At 69.8% G+C, this 16,905-nt stretch carries 16 protein-coding genes and 1 rRNA gene; 1 reads left to right on the top strand and 16 read right to left on the bottom strand.

From position 1 onward, the window contains the following. Nucleotide 1 precedes the first annotated feature (1 nt). The 8 genes from HPO96_RS27850 to HPO96_RS27885 form a co-directional block, all read right to left on the bottom strand. On the bottom strand, nt 2-949 hold the full coding sequence (locus HPO96_RS27850; RefSeq protein WP_171677291.1) for a copper transporter: 948 nt from the start codon (nt 947-949) through the stop codon (nt 2-4). Continuing rightward, entirely contained in the window at nt 946-2,127 is a 1,182-nt protein-coding gene (gene steA, locus HPO96_RS27855) for a putative cytokinetic ring protein SteA (RefSeq protein ID WP_171677292.1), read from the bottom strand. The genes HPO96_RS27850 and steA overlap by 4 nt, the downstream gene beginning before the upstream one ends. A gap of 97 nt (nt 2,128-2,224) precedes the next feature. Beyond that, nucleotides 2,225-3,955 (bottom strand): DNA repair protein RecN, encoded by a 1,731-nt coding sequence (recN, locus tag HPO96_RS27860; RefSeq protein WP_171677293.1) that lies wholly within the window; start codon nt 3,953-3,955, stop codon nt 2,225-2,227. Nucleotides 3,956-3,960: 5 nt separating this feature from the next. Continuing rightward, nucleotides 3,961-4,893, bottom strand: a complete 933-nt coding sequence (locus HPO96_RS27865) for an NAD kinase (RefSeq protein ID WP_171677294.1) — start codon at nt 4,891-4,893, stop codon at nt 3,961-3,963. Nucleotides 4,894-4,905: 12 nt separating this feature from the next. Then, nucleotides 4,906-5,721: a TlyA family rRNA (cytidine-2'-O)-methyltransferase gene (locus tag HPO96_RS27870; RefSeq protein WP_171677295.1), complete on the bottom strand. Its 816-nt coding sequence runs from the start codon at nt 5,719-5,721 to the stop codon at nt 4,906-4,908. Further along, complete coding sequence (locus HPO96_RS27875; RefSeq protein ID WP_171677296.1) at nt 5,722-6,132, bottom strand: hypothetical protein; 411 nt, start codon at nt 6,130-6,132, stop codon at nt 5,722-5,724. Between the two features lies 1 nt (nt 6,133). Beyond that, entirely contained in the window at nt 6,134-6,622 is a 489-nt protein-coding gene (locus HPO96_RS27880; RefSeq protein WP_171677297.1) for a phasin family protein, read from the bottom strand. Nucleotides 6,623-6,665: 43 nt separating this feature from the next. Then, on the bottom strand, nt 6,666-7,772 hold the full coding sequence (locus HPO96_RS27885; protein ID WP_171677298.1) for an HAD-IIA family hydrolase: 1,107 nt from the start codon (nt 7,770-7,772) through the stop codon (nt 6,666-6,668). A 24-nt stretch (nt 7,773-7,796) separates the two neighbouring features. Here HPO96_RS27885 and HPO96_RS27890 point away from each other — a divergent pair, with 24 nt between their 5' ends. Then, nucleotides 7,797-8,957, top strand: a complete 1,161-nt coding sequence (locus HPO96_RS27890) for a DUF1015 domain-containing protein (RefSeq protein ID WP_171677299.1) — start codon at nt 7,797-7,799, stop codon at nt 8,955-8,957. On the opposite strand, the gene HPO96_RS27895 is transcribed toward HPO96_RS27890, so the two are convergent. From HPO96_RS27895 to rrf, 8 genes are all read right to left on the bottom strand, one after another. Further along, the gene (locus HPO96_RS27895) at nt 8,920-9,831 is read right to left on the bottom strand and encodes a PfkB family carbohydrate kinase (protein WP_171677300.1); all 912 of its coding nucleotides are present in this window, start codon (nt 9,829-9,831) and stop codon (nt 8,920-8,922) included. The two genes, HPO96_RS27890 and HPO96_RS27895, sit on opposite strands and share 38 nt — an antisense overlap. After that, the gene (locus HPO96_RS27900; RefSeq protein WP_238355552.1) at nt 9,828-11,288 is read right to left on the bottom strand and encodes a purine-cytosine permease family protein; all 1,461 of its coding nucleotides are present in this window, start codon (nt 11,286-11,288) and stop codon (nt 9,828-9,830) included. Before HPO96_RS27900 ends, HPO96_RS27895 begins: the two co-directional genes overlap by 4 nt. An 11-nt stretch (nt 11,289-11,299) precedes the next feature. Beyond that, entirely contained in the window at nt 11,300-12,292 is a 993-nt protein-coding gene (locus tag HPO96_RS27905; protein WP_171677302.1) for an ADP-ribosylglycohydrolase family protein, read from the bottom strand. Further along, nucleotides 12,289-12,993, bottom strand: a complete 705-nt coding sequence (locus HPO96_RS27910) for a GntR family transcriptional regulator (RefSeq protein ID WP_171677303.1) — start codon at nt 12,991-12,993, stop codon at nt 12,289-12,291. Before HPO96_RS27910 ends, HPO96_RS27905 begins: the two co-directional genes overlap by 4 nt. A 32-nt stretch (nt 12,994-13,025) precedes the next feature. Then, nucleotides 13,026-13,889, bottom strand: a complete 864-nt coding sequence (locus HPO96_RS27915; RefSeq protein WP_272954694.1) for a CHAD domain-containing protein — start codon at nt 13,887-13,889, stop codon at nt 13,026-13,028. Nucleotides 13,890-14,242: 353 nt separating this feature from the next. Then, nucleotides 14,243-15,259 (bottom strand): hypothetical protein, encoded by a 1,017-nt coding sequence (locus tag HPO96_RS27920; RefSeq protein WP_337796840.1) that lies wholly within the window; start codon nt 15,257-15,259, stop codon nt 14,243-14,245. A gap of 38 nt (nt 15,260-15,297) precedes the next feature. Next, nucleotides 15,298-16,164: a hypothetical protein gene (locus HPO96_RS27925; protein ID WP_171677305.1), complete on the bottom strand. Its 867-nt coding sequence runs from the start codon at nt 16,162-16,164 to the stop codon at nt 15,298-15,300. Nucleotides 16,165-16,803: 639 nt separating this feature from the next. After that, nucleotides 16,804-16,905: ribosomal RNA gene (rrf, locus tag HPO96_RS27930) — 5S ribosomal RNA — on the bottom strand; the annotation flags it as partial.

Here is a 16,905-nt window from a genome sequence, read left to right on the forward strand (position 1 = left end):
GTCAGTTGTCCTTCACTTGTACGTCCGCCGGCGCGATGCCGTTCTTCGCGTCGAAGGCCCCGTACTGGCCGGCCTTGCCGGTCGTCTGCTCGACCAGCGCGAAGACGACCGTCATCTGCCCGGCGGGCAGATCGGCCACGTCCACCGAGGAAACGATCTTGGTCGCGTCGGAGTCACTGCGCAACGCCTTCAGCAGCCCGCCGTCCTTCGCGGTCTCCGCCGTGCCGGCCACGACGACGCCGCCGCTGCCCTGATCCATTCCCTCGATCAGGTCGATCGCGTCGTTGTACGTCGAGTTGTCCGGCGCCGGCGTCGCCGGCTTCGCGGCCACCACGACGATCAGGCTGGCCCGGTCCTTGACCTGCGACGGCTTCAGCGAGACCAGCTTCGAGCCGGTCAGCCCGCTGATGATCCTGGTCGAGTCGGCGTCCGCCGTCCGGCCCTCGTCCTTGGCCGCGACGCCGCGGGCCAGGATCATCCCGGCCCGCTCGTACGTCGTGGAGTTCTGCGGGAAGTCCAGGTCGGCGGTGACCAGGTTCTGCACCAGGGGCTCGACGAGCTGCCGCTGACCGGGGTCGAGGAACTTCGCGTCCAGCGCGACCCGGACCGTGACCTGGCCGCCGGCCGCCTCCAGCTCGTCGGCGAGCGCGTTGGTCTCGTCGCCGTCGGCGTTCGGCATCGTGACGATCGCGATCCGCCGGCCGTTCAGCTTGTTGTCGGCCAGCCCGGCCGTCACCTTGGCCTCGTAGTCCTCGTGGTACTTGTTCAGCGCCTTGAGCTGGTTGATCTCGTCGCGGGCGGCGACGAGATTCGCGCGGTCGACGTTCGCCTGGTTCTGGATGATGTCGGACCCGGTGCCCTTCAACGGGCCGGCGCCGAGCACCACACCGGCGCCCAGGGCGAAGAAGATCGCCACGATCGAGACGATGTGGTAGCGAAAGTCGATCACGTGAACAGCTCCCGGATCCAGTAGGTGAAGTCGTTCCAGCGCGCCCGCAGGATCGACCACAGCACTTCGTCGGCGTCGATGGCGACCATCGCCATGCCGAGGGCGAACAGACCGGCCACGACCAGCGCGACGATCTGGAACGTCGAGACCCGGCTGCGGTAGAGCCGGCCGACGCCCTTCGCATCGACCAGCTTGGCGCCGACGCGCAAGCGGGTGATGAAGGTGCTGGCCATTCCGGAGCGGCCCTTGTCGAGGAACTCCACCAGCGAGTTGTGGGTGCCGACCGCGACGATCAGCGAGGCGCCCTTGGAATCGGCCAGCAGCATCGCGACGTCCTCGCTGGTGCCGGTGGCCGGGAACTCGATCGACTCCACCCCGAGGCGCTCCAGGCGCTCCGAGCCCGGCGCGCGCCCGTCGCGGTAGGCGTGCACGACGACCTCGGCGCCGCTCTTCAGCGTCTCGTCGCGGACCGAGTCCATGTCGCCGACGATCAGATCCGGGACGTAGCCGTTCTCGACCAGCGCGTCGGCGCCGCCGTCGACGCCGATCAGCACCGGCCGGTACTCGCGGATGTACGGCTTCAGCGCGACCAGGTCGTCGCGGTAGTCGTAGCCGCGGACGACGATCAGCACGTGCCGGCCGTCCATGTGGGTGTGGATCTCGGGGACGCCGACGCCGTCCAGCAGCAGATCGCGCTCGCGGCGCAGGTAGTCGAGCGTGTTGGCGGTGAACGCCTCCAGCTGCGTCGACAGCCCGGCGCGGGCGTCGTCCATCATCTCGGCGACACTCTGCGTGTCCTGCGCGACGCCCTTCGCGACCACCTCGTCGCCGCGGTACAGCGCGCCGTCGTGCACCCGGACGCGCTCGCCCTCGTGCAGCACCGCGAACACCTCGCGCCCGACGCCGTCCACCAGCGGGACGCCGGCCCCGACCAGGATCTCCGGCCCGAGGTTCGGGTAGCGGCCGCTGATCGAGTCCGCGACGTTCACCACCGCGGACACCTTGCAGTCGACCAGCGCCTCGGCGCTCACCCGATCGAGGTCGACGTGATCGATCACCGCGATCTCCCCCGGCTTGAGCCGTTTGGTGAGATTCTTGGTACGGCGATCGAGCCGGACCACTCCGGTGATCCCGGGCAGTTCAGTCGGGCGTGCTCTCCGCAGGCTGGGCAGTTTCATCGCGCTCTCATCCTGCCATGCTCAGCAGCCCGTTCCGGCTCATTCCCCCTCCCGGCGGCCGATCAGCCGCCGAATTCCCCGGGACCGAACAGTCAATTCATCCTTTGGAACGACTCTTCCGCGGTTTCTTGTGCCGTTCGGCGGCCAGCGCGAGCAGCTCTTCGGCATGCGCCTGGGCGGCGTCGGAGTTCTCCAGGCCGGCCATCATCCGGGACAGTTCCTTCAAGCGGGCTTCGTCGTCGAGGGCGACCAGGCCGCTGGTGGTGACCGAGCCGTCGTCGCTCTTCAGGACGACGGCGTGCCGGTCGGCGAACGCGGCGACCTGCGGAAGGTGGGTGACGACGATGACCTGAGCCTTCTCGGCCAGACGGGCCAAGCGCTTTCCGACCTCGACCGCGGCCCGGCCGCCGATCCCGGCGTCGATCTCGTCGAAGACCAGCGTCGGCACCTTGTGCGTGTCGGACAGGATCACCTCGAGCGCCAGCATCACCCGCGACAGCTCACCGCCGGAGGCGGATTTCTGCAGCGGACGCGCGGGGCTGCCCGGGTTCGCCGCGAAGCAGAACTCGATCTCGTCGATCCCGAACGGACCGGCAACCGTTTCGTGCACCTCTACCGACAGCGTCGCGTGCGGCATCGCCAGCCCGGTCAGCTCCTCCGACACCAGGACGCCGAGCCGCTGCGCCGCCTCGATGCGCGCCTCCCGGATCTGTCGGCCCAGCTCGGTCAGAGTCGCAGCCAGCTCGGCCAGCTCTCCAGTGAGCAGTTCGACCCGCTCGTCACTGCCATCCAGCTCGGTCAGCCGCTCAGCCGACCGCTTCGCCCAGTCGAGCACCTCATCGACAGTGCCCGCTTCGGCGCCGTACTTGCGGATCAGCGTGCTCAGCAGGGCACGGCGCTCGCTGACGACGGACAGCCGCGCCGGGTCGGTGTCGACGTCGGCGGCGTACGACGAAAGCTCACCGGCCAGGTCTGCGGCCAGATAGCCCAGCTCACCGGCCCGATCGGCCAGCTCGGCCAGCTTCGTGTCGTGCTCGCGCTCTCCGTCCAGAACCTGTTTCGCCAACGACAACAGGCCGAGTACGTCGTTCGGCCGAGTGGAATCCAGGTCTTCGGAGGCGAGCGCGTCAGCCGCGGTAGTAGCCGCGGTCCGCAGCCCATCGGCGTACGCGAGCCGCTCCTCCTCCGCTGCGAGCTCAGCATCCTCACCTGGCAGCGGCTCGGCTTTGGCGACCTCTTCGAGGCCGAAGCGGAGCAGATCGGCCTCAGCGAGCCGGTCGCGCTGTCTGGTGGTCAGATCGGTCAGCTCGGCCTCCACCTCGCGGTGGCGCTTGTAGGCCGACACGTACTCCTGCAGCGGCACCAGCACCGGCTTACCAGCGAAGGTGTCCAACGTCTCGCGCTGCCGCGCAGGCTGCAGCAGCCGCCACTGGTCGGCCTGGCCGTGGATGGCGACCAGATCGCCCGACACCTCACCCAACACCGACACCGGCACCGAGGCGCCGCCCAGGAACGCCCGCGAGCGCCCCTCCGACGACAGCTCACGCGCGATGAGCAGCTCTTCGTCGTCCAGCTCGCCGCCACGGTCCTCGGCCTGCTGCACGATCGACTTCGGTACGGCGGTCGCCCGCCCCTCCACCCGGGCCCGGCGCGTCCCGTGCCGGACCAGGCCGCTGTCGGCCCGACCGCCCAGCAGCATGTTCACGCCGGTCACGACCATCGTCTTACCCGCGCCGGTCTCGCCGGTCACGGCCGTGAACCCGGGGTCGAGGTCCAGTGTCGCGTCCTCGATCACACCCAGGCCGGTGATGCGGATCTCAGAAAGCATCTGACTCAGTTCCCGTTTCCGTTGGGGTTGCGTTTGCGCTCGGCGGCACCGCGCCAGCCGAGCACCGGGAGATCGAACTTGGCGACCAGACGGTCGGTGAACGGCGCCTCGTGCGCCCGGGCGAGACGGACCGGGCGGGCGCCCCGGCGGACCACGATCTCGGCGCCCGGCGGCACCTCGGCCATCCGCCGGCCGTCGCACCACAGCACGCCGCGGCCGTTCCAGCTGCGGACCAGCTCGATCGAGAGCCGGGACGACGGCGCCACCACGATCGGCCGCGAGAACAGCGCATGCGCGCTGACCGGGACCAGCACGATCGCCTCGACCTCGGGCCAGACGATCGGCCCGCCGGCCGAGAACGCGTACGCCGTACTCCCGGTCGGGGTCGCGACGACGACGCCGTCACAGCCCCAGCGCGACAGCGGCCGGTCGTCGACCTCGACCAGCACCTCGAGCATCTTCTCCCGGGCGGCCTTCTCGACACTCGCCTCGTTCAGCGCCCAGGTCTCGAAGATCGGCTCGCCGTCCAGCCGGACGTCGACGGCAAGCGTCATCCGCTCCTCGACGGTGTAGCTCTTGTCGACCACGACCTGGACGATCCGCTCCAGGTCGTCCACCTCGGCCTCGGCCAGGAAGCCGACATGACCGAGGTTCACGCCGAGCATCGGCGTCCCGTGCGGGCGGGCCAGCTCGGCGGCACGCAGGATCGAGCCGTCGCCGCCGAGCACGATGATCAGCTCGGCGTCCTGGGCGGCCTTGTCCGGGTCCTCGGCGAGATCGACCGGCTCCAGCTTCAGGGCCTCGGCCTCGTCGGTGAGCAGCCGGACCTGCAGCCCGGCGCCGGTCAGCAGCCGGTGCGCGGCGCGGGCGACCTCGACCGCCTCGTCCCGGCCGGTGTGCGTCACCAGCAGCACGCACCGCGGCTCAACCTCAGCCACTCCGCCTCCAACTCACTGTGGTCCGCGCTCGATAGCGGTCTGGAGCATCGTCTCATCCAGCGGCGGCGCGGAACGCCGTATCCACAGGAAGTATTCGACATTTCCCGACGGACCCGGCAACGGGCTGGCCGCGACCCCGGCGATCCCCCAGCCCAGCTCCCCCGCTTTCGCGGCGACTCCGCGGACGGCGTCCGCCCGCAGCTCCGGATCCCGGACGACGCCGCCCTTGCCCAGCCGCTCCTTGCCGACCTCGAACTGCGGCTTCACCATCAGCATCAGCTCGCCGTCCGGTTTCACCACGCCGAGCAGCGCCTGCAGCACCAGCGTCAGCGAGATGAAGCTCAGATCGCTGACCACGAGGTCCACCGGCGCACCGCCGATCTGCTCGAGGGTCAGCGTCCGGACGTTGGTCCGGTCCATGACTGTGACCCGCTCGTCGGTCTGCAGGGCCCACACCAGCTGGCCGTAGCCGACGTCGACGGCAAACACGTGCTGCGCCTCGTTGCGGAGCAGTACGTCGGTGAAACCGCCAGTGGACGCGCCTGCGTCCAGAGCGGTCCGTCCTTTGACCTGTACCTCCGGAAACGCCTCCAGCGCGCCAATCAGCTTGTGCGCGCCCCGGCTGGCGTAGCCCGGGTCGTCGGTGTCGGACGTGTCCACCACGATCGGTGCGTCCGTTCCGACCCCGGTCGCGGGTTTGGACGCGACTGTCCCGGAGACCTTCACCTTGCCGGCGGCGATCAGCTCGCTCGCCTGCTCACGCGAGCGCGCCAGCCCCCGCCGTACCAGCTCGGCGTCCAGCCGCGACCGCTTGACTCCCTTGGCCACTTACCTGCTGTCGCTCTGGTCGGAGTCCGCCTCGACGAGCGCGGTCTGCAGCCGTTCGTGCAGATCGGCGTACACCTCCGCGTGTTCGCCAACCGGCCGCTCCCGCAGGTCGTCAAGCCGGCCCATCACCTCTTCGACCAGCGGGTGCCCGGACTCCGATTCCTCGTCGGCGGACTCCGCGACGAACGGCCGCTCGTGCTGCTGGCCCGGCTCGCGGGCAAACTCCGGGCCGAACTCGACCTCTGCCGGGTCCAGGTGCTCCTGCGAGGCTTCGGCGTACCCGAAACTCTCCGGCGCCGGCTCGGCGTCGTAGTCGGGCTGGGCGGGGGTCTCCTCGCCGTCCGGCGCGTAGTCCGGCTCCACGTCGGGATCGACGTCCGGGGGGAACTGCTCGCCAGGGTGTTCGGTCACGTCAGGCCTTCTTCGCCGTGGTCTTCTTCGCGGGCGCCTTCTTGGCAGGCGCCTTCTTGGCGGCGGCCTTCTTCGCCGGAGCCTTCTTGGCCGCAGTCTTCTTGGCAGGCGCCTTCTTGGCCGGTACCGGAGCCGCAGCAGCGACCACCGACGCCGCAGCGGCCTCCGCACGGGCGTCGGCCAGCTCGGACTCCAGCGTGGTGACCCGGCGGGTCAGCGCGTCGACCTCCTCGGACCGGACGAACCCGAGCCGCGCGACCGCGCCCTCGACCTCGTTGGTCACGATCGCCTCGAGCAGCTTGCGGTTGCTCTTGCTGGTAGCAACGATCTCGTCGGCCAGGTCGCTCACCTTGGTGGTCAGCCCGGACGTCAGCGCGTCCGCGCCGGTCTGCTGCAGCAACGCCTTGGCGGCGGCCTGCGCCCGCTGCTTGGTGACCTCGGTCAGACCGTTCGCCAGCTGTACGTAGCCGCGCAGTGCGTCCATCACCATGACTGCCTCCTCGCTTCGTTCCAGCAACGGTAGCGCTTCGGGTTCACTTGTCCAGGCCGACCCGGTGCAGCGCGGCGTTGATGTCGATCGTGCCCAGCGCAGGCGCAGGCTTGGGCAGCGGACGGCGGCTGCCACGCCCGGTCGCCTTTTTCGCGACCGGCTTGGCCGGAGCGTCGGCAGCGGCCCAGACCGCGGACAGGATCGCGCGCAGGCCGTCGTACGGCTCGCCCTCGCCTTTGACAGTTACTGCGTTGTTGACGACCTCAGCGGTCCAGCCGACACAGGTGTGCTTGCCGCCGTCCACCTGGACACCGGGGTGCTTCTGCGCCAGCCCACCCAGGTCAGGCGAGATGTACGTCGGGCGCTCGTCCTTCGGCGCCCTGGCCAGGTCGTGCGCGTCGTGTACGCCGGTGGCGACCCACAGACTCGCGATGCCGACCGCATGGGCGCCTGCGATGTCGGAGTCCAGCCGGTCGCCGATCATCAGCGGCTTCTTGGCAGACAGCCGCTCGATGCTGGTCTCCAGCAGCGGAGGGGCCGGTTTACCCGCCACGACCGGGTCAATCTGCACAGCCGCGCGCACTGCCTGCACCAGCGTGCCGTTACCCGGTGCCATCCCACCTGCGGTCGGAATGGTCAGATCGAGGTTGGTGGCGAACCACTTGGCGCCCTCGTTGATCGCATGCGCGCCGTCAGCGAGCATCACCCAGTTCACATCCGGGTGGAAGCCCTGGACGACAGCTACCGGGTCAGCGTCGCTGCTGCGCACCGGAGTGAGCTCGTACTCCTCCAGAGCGGCGTACAACCCCTCGCCGCCGATAACCAGCACCGGCGAGCCTTTCGGGTACTCGCTCGCGATCAGCTTCGCGGCAGCCTGGGCGGACGTCACGACGTCGTCGGCGATCACATCGAGGCCGAACGACGCCAGATGCTCGGCCACGACCCGGGCCGGCCGACTGGCGTTGTTGGTGATGTATCCGATCCGCATGCCCTCTTTGGCGGCCTTGCGCAGGTTCTCCGGAGCATCCGGGACCGGATCCGGGCCGACGTACACAACGCCGTCCAGATCAAGCAGCGCGACGTCGTACCGGCTCGCGAGCGGTTCGTCACACTCCGACAAAGGTGCTGGCGCTTCGCCGTGCGGGCTCATGCGTCCGCCCGTACGATGCCGCTCATGCCGGATGCGAAGGCGAGCGTGCTGCGGCTGGAACCGCTGCGCGCGTGGCGGTTCGTCGCGGGGAAGGTGAGCGCGCTGGGCGCCGTCACCTCTCCCCCGTACGACGTGCTGGAACCCGCCATCGTCCGGCGGCTGACTGCGTCTGATCTGCACAACATGGTGAGGCTCATCCTTCCACGCGACCCCGACCTGGGTCCGAGCCGGTACGACGAGCCCGCCGAGCGGCTCACCGGGTGGCAGCGCGACGGCATCGTCGTCCAGGACGAGCGGCCAGCGCTCTATGTCTACGAGCAGACGCTGGGCGACGCCGTACTGTGCGGTCTGATCGGTTCGCTCGGTCTGGATCCGGAGCGCCGTGTAGTGCTCCCGCACGAGAATGTCATGCCGCACTGGGTCGATGACCGGCTTGAGCTGATGGAAGCCACAGATGCCGATCTCGAGCCCATTCTGCTCGCGTACGGCGATGGTCACGCGGCCAGTGACGCAGTGGACGCGGCACGCTCCGGTGAGCCATGGCTGGAGGCAGAAACCGAGAACGGCGCCGAACACCGCATCTGGCGGATCGACGACCCCGAAACGCTCGCGGTGATCTCCGCGGAGATCGGTCGGCACGAGGCGCTCATCGCCGATGGCCACCACCGCTACGCGGCGTACCTCGAACGCCAGCGCCGGGAGCCGCAGCGCGCCAGTACGTCGGTCGGCCTGGCCATGCTGGTCGACTACAACCGGCATCCGCTGACGCTGGACCCGATTCACCGCGTTGTGCCCGGGCTGACGTTGGAAATGGTGCAGTCCCGGACACCTGCTGGGTGGAACGTGCTACCCGGCCGCTCCGATCAGCCGCGCGACCGGATCGCTGTCACTGACGGGAGCACTTGGCTGACGGTCCGACCGTCCAACGGTCAGACCGTCCCGGCGGTCTCGTCGCTCCACGAGCATCTGCTCCCGGCGTGGGGCGCGGTCGAGGACGACATCAGCTTCCATCACACCTGGTCCGATGCGTTGGCGCTCGCGAACCCTGCGCAGACCGCTATCGAGCTGACCGCACCGCACCTCGACCAGGTGCTCAGCTCGGCGATCCAGGGCGTCGTACTGCCGCAGAAGGCCACCTCGTTCGGCCCTAAACCGCGGGTGGGGCTGCTGTTCCGCATGCTGTGACCTCATCCCGGCCGGGAGCCGTTGCAGGCCCGCTGCGGGTTACTGCGATCGCCGCTGCGACGTTTGCCCGCCGAGCGGCCTCGAGTACGTCGGTGCCCCGCAGCAGCTCGGCCGCGAACCAGCCGCAGTGCGCGTCGCCGGCTCCGTTCGTGTCCACCACCTCGACCGGAACACTCGGCACCACGTGCACCTTGCCGTGCTGCACGACGACACAGCCCTCAGCACCGGTCCGCACCACGACAACGGCATTGTCGGGTAGTCGCCTGGCCAGCTCTTCCGCAGCGGCCTGCGGGTCGGCTGTGCCGGTCAGCAGGCGCGCCTCGCGGTCGTTGCAGCTCAGGACCGCCGTGCGAGCCAACGTGCGCGCCCAGACGTCAGGATCGATGTCGGCGACCAATGGGCCTGGATCGACCAACAATGCACCGCCCTGGATCGCCAGTACCTGTTCGGCTTTCTCTGGCACGACCAAGCTGTAGCCGGACACGTAGCCGATGTCGTCGGCTTCCAGCTTCGGAAGTGCAGCACCCACGGCGGTTTCGGCGCCGCTGCCGGTGACGAACGTTCGCTCACCGGTGTTGTCGACGAGGACTACGCAGACGCCGGTGTCGACATCCGCGGTGGTGTCCTGAGACAGCGCGATGCCCTCAGCTTGGAGCTCGGTCCGCACCCGGTCGCCGCGGACTCCGGTCCCGTGACCACCGACGTACACGACCGCTGCGCCGGCCCTAGCCGCTGCGGCCATCACGTTGAAACCGCCACCGACGTACTCGACCGTGGAGGCGGCCAGGACGTCGCCACCGACGGGCGGCAGCGCCGGGACCTGCATGACGAGGTCGATCACGACCTGTCCCGTGTGCACGAGCCGCCCGGTCACTGCGCCACCTCCAGCGGGACGTCGGACGTCGGACGCGCACCGCCGAGGACGGCGTACGTCCCGGCGCCGACCACGAACGTGATGACCCAGGCGAGCCCGTTCGTACCGAACCAGGTGTCAGCGAGCGGTCCGGTGAACCACGGGTCCGATGCGGGGCCGAGAGTCGCGAACAGGTAGCCGACGACGATCGCTAGCGCCCAGGCGCCGAAGGCTCGCCATGCGACTCCGCCGCGGTACCAGTAGGCGCTGGTCCGGCTGGTGTCCAGCAGAGCTGCGGCGTCGTAGTGGTGCCGGCGCAGCATGTCGACTGCGAACACTCCGACCCATGCGGTGATCGGGACGGCCAGTGCGCTGATGAAGGCGATGAACGGGCCGTAGAAGCCATCTGCGATCAGGATGAAGTAGATGGCACCCGCGAACGTGACTGTTACGTCCACGATCACGGCGTACACACGCCGGACTCGCACCCCCAGGGTGAGAGTGGTCAGTCCGGCCGAGTAGACGGACAGGTGGTTGGAGAGCAGCAGACCACCGAATGCGGCGATCAGGTACGGCACGGCCATCCAGCTCGGCAGCATCGCACGAATCGCGGCGACCGGGTCACCCGCCGCAGCAAGGCTCGGATCGCCCGCAGCGAGGAGACTGCCCAACGAGATCAACAGCACCAGCGGAATCCCGGCACCCGCCGCAGCTGACAGCACCAGCGACCCGGCACGCACGGACGGCGCTTGGTAGCGCGACATGTCAGCCGACGCGTTGGCCCAGCCGATCCCAGTCCCGGCCGCGATGACGCCGACGCCGGCGATCAGTACGCCGATAGGCGCGGGGGTAGCGGCACCGACAGCTGACCAGTCGACGGTCGCCACCAGGAAGCCGCCGACCAGCAGGTTGAGTGCACCGAACACCCAGGTCGCCCACCGCTGCACCGCAACGAGGAAGGCGTGGCCAAGGCCGGCGACGAGTACCGTCAACAGCTCGAAGACGGCGATCGCGACGATGGTGAGCACTGGGTGCTCCTTGGCTGCCGGAGTGGTGCCGAACAGGATCGTGGCCAGCGAGAGCAGCGCGAACGCCGCCGTCGTGGTGTTTACCGTTTCCCAACCCAGTCTGGACAACAGCGAGACCAGAGTCGGCCCGATGTTGCCGCGTGCACCGAACGTCGCGCGGGACAGGGTCAGACCGGGCGCACCGCCACGGCGTCCGGCAATGGAGATCGCACCGACGATGGCGAACGAGCCGACCGCCCCAGCGACCGCGGCGATGACGGCCTGCCACACCGTCATCCCCATTGCGACCAGCGTCGCTCCCAGCGGCAGACCGAGGATGGAGATGTTGGCGGCGAACCAGACCCAGAACAGCTGCCCGGGCCGGCCCTCCCGCTCCGCGACGGGCACCGGCTCGATCCCCCGGTTCTCCAGAGTGGACTCCGCCGGCCGGCTAGCAGTATCGGTGGCCATCATGGCCTCCTTCAGTGGTTTGTGGAGCGCAGTGCGAGCAGACCGTCGACAGTCGCGTCGAGGTCGAGCTGGTTGACGCGCCGGACCTGTTCGAGCAGATCGCCCGGAAGCCCGGCCATGCCGTGCTGCGCGCCCAGTACGGCGCCGCAGATCGCGGCAATGGTGTCTGTATCGCCGCCGAGGGAGGCGGCTGTGGTCAGCGCTGCCCGGACGTCCGTGCCCAGTGCCTCGACCAGAGCGAACGCTGCGACCACGGACTCATTCGCGGCGACGCTCGTACCAACGACTTCGTCCAGGGCCGGCTGCAGGTCGTCGGGCGCGATCTCGCGTACCCATCCACGCACCCAGCGCAGTCGAGCGGCAATCCCGCCGCCAGCCACCCAGTGGCCGCGCTGGCCACCTTCAGCCGCAGCCCGCTCTGCGGCTGCCACGGCTGTCGGCAGATCGGATCCGCCGACGCCGGCCGACACTGCAGCGGCTACTGCGGCCGCAGCCGCGATACCGAGGCCGGTGTTGTGGGTGACCAGGCAGGACTCGACCACGGCATCAAGCAACGTCTCGCCGCTGTGGGCGATTCCGACCGGGGCTACACGCATCGCTGCGCCGTTGGTCGTGCCGTCGCGGCCGGTCTGCTCGGCGGGCTCACCAGACGCCAGACGGTCCAGGGCACGCTTGGTGGACGGGCCCAGCAGGTCCAGTGAGCCGCGGCGGATCATCTCCTGCTCCCAGGACTGCAGAGCGGCCGCAAACCGATGCGGGTCGACCTTGCCGTCGCCTTCGACCAGCAGTTGCGCCAGGAGCAGCGCCTGCTCGGTGTCGTCGGTGATGGTGCCCGCCTGCATGTTCGGGGCGATGGGCTGGTCCGGTGCGCCGGCGAGCAGTCTGTCGACGACGCCGTACCGCTGCGCGATTTCGGCGCGGGACAGCGACTGGGTGGGCATACCCAGCGCGTCGCCGATCGCCAAGCCGTACAGGGCTCCCAGAGCTCGGTCCCGGGTACTCATCGGGCGGCCGGGAAGCTCAGGTGGAACCGGAAGCGCTGCGGGTCGAGCAAGCTGACGACGTGTTCGACCAGACCGCCGTCCGCGTCGCGCGTGACTCGGACTGCGCGCAGAAACAGCTCACCAGGCGCACGGTCGAGCAGGGCCGCGTCGGCTGCGTCGAGTGGCTCGACCGAGATCCACTGCTCGCCGCCACCGCCCTCGCGACCTGCGGCACGCAGCGTCGCCGTGATCGAACCGTCGACCAGTCCGGCGTCGGGCAGGTCGGCCAGCATGCCTACCGCCGGCAGCGCGGAAACCTCGACCGAGACCGGTCGGCCGTCGGAACGCCGTAGCCGGCGGACGGTGACGACTGGGCCGAACTGCTCCTCCACAGCGGGGTCACCGCCAGCTGTGATGCCCAGCAGTTCGGTCTGGACGTCAGCGCCGCCTTCGGCCAGCGCACGAGCCCAACCCGCCTGCTGGTCGAGCGGCTGCCCGTCGAACGTGACGAACGAGCCCACACCGGACTCCGTGGTGATCAGCTCACGCCGCTGCAGCTCAGCCAGCGCACTGCGGACCGTGCCCCGCGACACCTGGTAGCGGGTCGCGAGCTGGTTCTCCCCTGGCAACCGCGCACCGTGACCGAGCCGGCCGGTGCGGATCTCCGCGGCCAGCTCAGCCACCAGTTGGGATCGCTTCGAGTAGCCCACCTGTTCAGACATGTATAAACATGTACAACGGGTGGGTCAGAGTGTCAAGAGCGGTGGTACAGGGTGAGGAACTCCTCGCGGAGCGGTTTGCGGGCGGCTCGGTGCCGTTCGACGAGGCGGCCGAGGGTGAAGGCCAGGGGCGGCTCAGCGGCCGGCAGGAGCGCCACCAGGGCGTCTGCGGCGGCGCAATGGTCCTGGTGCTGCCCGAGGAGCTCTTGGTACTTGGCTGCCTGCACGGCGGTCGCCTCTGCCTCCGCACCGAGTACGGCGGCGCACGTCTTGGCGGCGTACCGCGCTCGCTTCGCCAGCAGGCGGACCTCGTGCCAGTCGTCGTCCGGAGTCCACGGCTGGAGCTTGTCGGCCTCTTGGGTGAACACACCGACGGCGCCGGCAAGCAGCTCGGGCAGCACATCTGCGCACCGCTCGTCCGCCCGCGGCTTGAGCTCTGGAGCCGCCGCTGTCTGCTGCAGACGGATCAGCAAAGCCGCCGTCTCGTCACTGGTCACCACCGTGTTGGCTCTGGACGCCGCGTCAGCCAGACCAGCCCGCAGAGTGCCCGAGATGAGCTCCACCTGCGCGGCGTCGTCCTCACCGCCGGCAGTCTCCTGAACGAGGGCGGCAATCACCTCAAGATCACGCGCCTCCCCACATGCCAGCGCCAACCCAGCCAGCTCAGCCCGCAACTCAGCAGACCAGCCACCCGCCAGCACCTTCTTGAACAACTTCAGATTGCTCCGCAGCCGCCGGCAAGAAACCCGCACCTGGTGGATGGCATCATCCTCATCCTTCTCCACCATCCGAACAGCCCGCTGCAACCGCGCCGCCCCCTTGGCCAGCGCACCCCCCACCAACACCCCAACCGGCGCATCCCCCGTAACCGGCCCACTCCACCCCACACTCAAACCCATCCCCCCATTCTCCAGCCCTCCCCCCACCCCAGCCCACCCCCGCGAGTCGCCACCCCACAACACCTCCCCCCGCAAGCCCACGCCCGTCAGCACGCCAACTCCCGCAGAAGCCCACACAAGCCCCGCTCCCCCGGGAGCCCTCCGAGGCACCTACTCCCCCGGGAACCCGCACGACGCCCGCTTCTCCCGCGGCAGCTACCCCACAAGGCCCGCGGCCGTCAGGGCGCCTACTCCCCCCGAGAAACCCACGCAACACCTACGTCTCCCGCGGCGGCTACTCCCACGGGAGCCCCACGCCGGTCACCCGCTCCTCCCGGGGTCATGCTCCCCCGGGAGGACCTCACGCGAGCTGGTTACTCCTTCGACTGACCGCTGTCGGTCTCGCCGGCTGCTTCACCTGAGGCGAGCTCCTCCGGCTCGTCGCCGTCCACGTCGGCGCCGGCCGCACCGAGGTCACCCTCGCCGGCCAACTCGCCTCCGTCGACGCCATCCTCGTCGTCGAGGTTGTCGTCTTCGTCGGCGTCGCCCTCGGCGGTGTCGTCGAGGTCCGCGTCCGAGTCGTCGTCGTCTTCCGAGTCGTCGTCGAGGTCATCCTCGGCGTCGTCCGACTCGTCCTGGTCGAGGTCGTCGGTCTCGTCCGAGTCGTCGAAGTCCTCGGCTTCTTCGAGGTCGTCGTCCTCGTCCGCGTCGTCCTGGCCGGTTTCGGCGTCTTCGGTTTCGAGGTAGTCGTCTTCGTCGGCGTCGAGGTCGGTGAACTCGAGGCCCTCGAGGGCGGCGGCGCGTTCGGCGGCGCCGGTTGAGCCGTCGGCGTCGGAGCCGGCGGCGCGGTGGAACCAGATGACGGCGTCGTCGGTGCGCCCGGCGGCTTCGAGGGCGTCGGCGTACGCGTACCGCAGGCGCGGCAGCCACTCCGCGCGCGTGCGCTTGGACAGCTCCGGCACCTCGAGCATCTGGACGGCGGCAGCCGTCTGCCCCATGTCGCGGCGCGCACCGGCCGTGACGATCAGCAGCTCCATCTGCGTGGCCTCGGACAGGTCGCGGACGTGCTTGTCCTGCGCCAGCGCGAGCGCCTTCACCGGCCGCCCGAGCGCACGCTCGCAGTCCGCCATCATCGCGATGACCTCGTGGTTACCCGTCATCCGCCGTACCGCGCGGAACTCGGTCAACGCCTCGTCGTAATGCTCAGCCAGGTACGCGGTGATCGCGACCGCCTCCCGGACGCCGCCGAGCCGCGCAGCCAGCCGTCGGGCCGTCCGCGCGTGCAGGTAGGCGCGCTCGGGGTCGTCGTCCAGGAATCGGCCGGAGGCCACCAGGTGCTGCGCGACCAGGTCGGCCAGGCTACGCGGCAACGACCGCAGCTCCGCCTTCACTCCCCGGTCCAGCTCGGCGCCCGTGATGCCCTCAGGAATCACTGGGTCGTCGCGACGCGGACCAGCCTTCTCCTCGCGATCGTCCCGGCCGAATCCACCACGACGGTCATCCCGCCGGTCGTCCCGCCGCGGCCCACCACGCCCAGCACCCCGCTCATCCCGCCGGAACCCACCGCGCTCCGAACCACGCTCATCACGCCGCCCGGCAACCCCGCGGTCATCCCGCCGCGGCGCACTCCGGTCGTCACGACGCGGCGCACCACGCTCGGCGCCCCGCTCATCCCGCCGGAACGCCCCACGCTCACCCCGAGCCGGCCCACCAGCCCGAGACCCACCCCGAGCATCCCCCCGGAACCCGCCCCGCTCACCACGATCCCCATACGCCGACCGCTCATCACGCCCGCCACGGTCGTCCCGCCGGAACCCACCACGGTCACCAGAGCCAGAACGCTCACCACGGTCGTCACGGCGGAACCCACCGCGATCACCAGCGCCAGAACGGTCATCGCGACCGCGATCATCACGACGGTACCCGCCACCGGCCGGACGCTCATCACGACCACCACGGTCATCACGACGGAATCCACCACGGTCACCAGAGCCAGAACGCTCACCACGGTCGTCACGGCGGAACCCACCGCGATCACCAGCGCCAGAACGGCCATCGCGATCGTCACGCCGGAAACCGCCGCGATCGCCACCGCCCGAACGCTCATCGCGACCACCGCGGTCGTCGCGACGGTACCCACCACCGGCCGGACGCTCATCACGCCCGCCACGATCGTCCCGCCGGAATCCACCACGGTCACCAGAGCCAGAACGCTCACCACGGTCGTCACGACGGAACCCACCGCGATCACCAGAACCGGAACGGTCATCACGCCGGAAACCGCCGCGATCGCCACCGTCCGAACGCTCATCGCGACCACCGCGGTCGTCGCGGCGGTAGCCGCCGCGGTCGCCGGTGGGGCGGTCGTCGCGGCGCGGGCCGCCGGAGCGACCCTGGTAGCCACCGGAACGGTCGTCCCGCCCGGCGAGCTGGCCGCCGAACGGATCCCGCTCAGCCTTGTCGTCACCACGGGAGCCGGCGAACCCGCGGCGCGTCTCGCCGCGATCACCACCGCTCCGCGAAGACCCGCGCGACCCGCCACTCGAGCCACCCGAGGACCCACCGAACCGCCCGCCGCCGGAGCGTCCGGCACCGCCGGACGAACCACCGCCCGAACGCCCGGCCCCCGACCGGCCGGCGCCGAATCCGTAGCTCCCGCCGGAGCGTCCACCGCCCCCGGACGAACCGCGGCGGTCCCCCGAACCGGAGCGGGGATTGCGAGGTGGCGTAGCCACAGGTGACTCCTAACGCTGCTGACAACCAGCTGCTGATGCTCAAACCGAAGAACTGTAACCGCACAAACTTACCGCCCCGGCCCGCAACCTCCCGCATCGAGCCACCCAGTGACCCGGCCGGAGGGCGCCGCGAGCGGCCGCAACTACCCGGACAAATGCCAAGGGCCACCCCTTGCGGGGTGGCCCTTAACAGTGTGAAAGTCCGGCGGCGTCCTACTCTCCCACGACCTCCCGATCGCAGTACCATCGGCGCTGAAGGGCTTAACTTCCAGGTTCGGAATGGAGACTGGGTGTTTCCCCAA

Origin of the sequence: Kribbella sandramycini (genome assembly GCF_013131805.1) — a bacterium.
Classification (GTDB): domain Bacteria; phylum Actinomycetota; class Actinomycetes; order Propionibacteriales; family Kribbellaceae; genus Kribbella; species Kribbella sandramycini.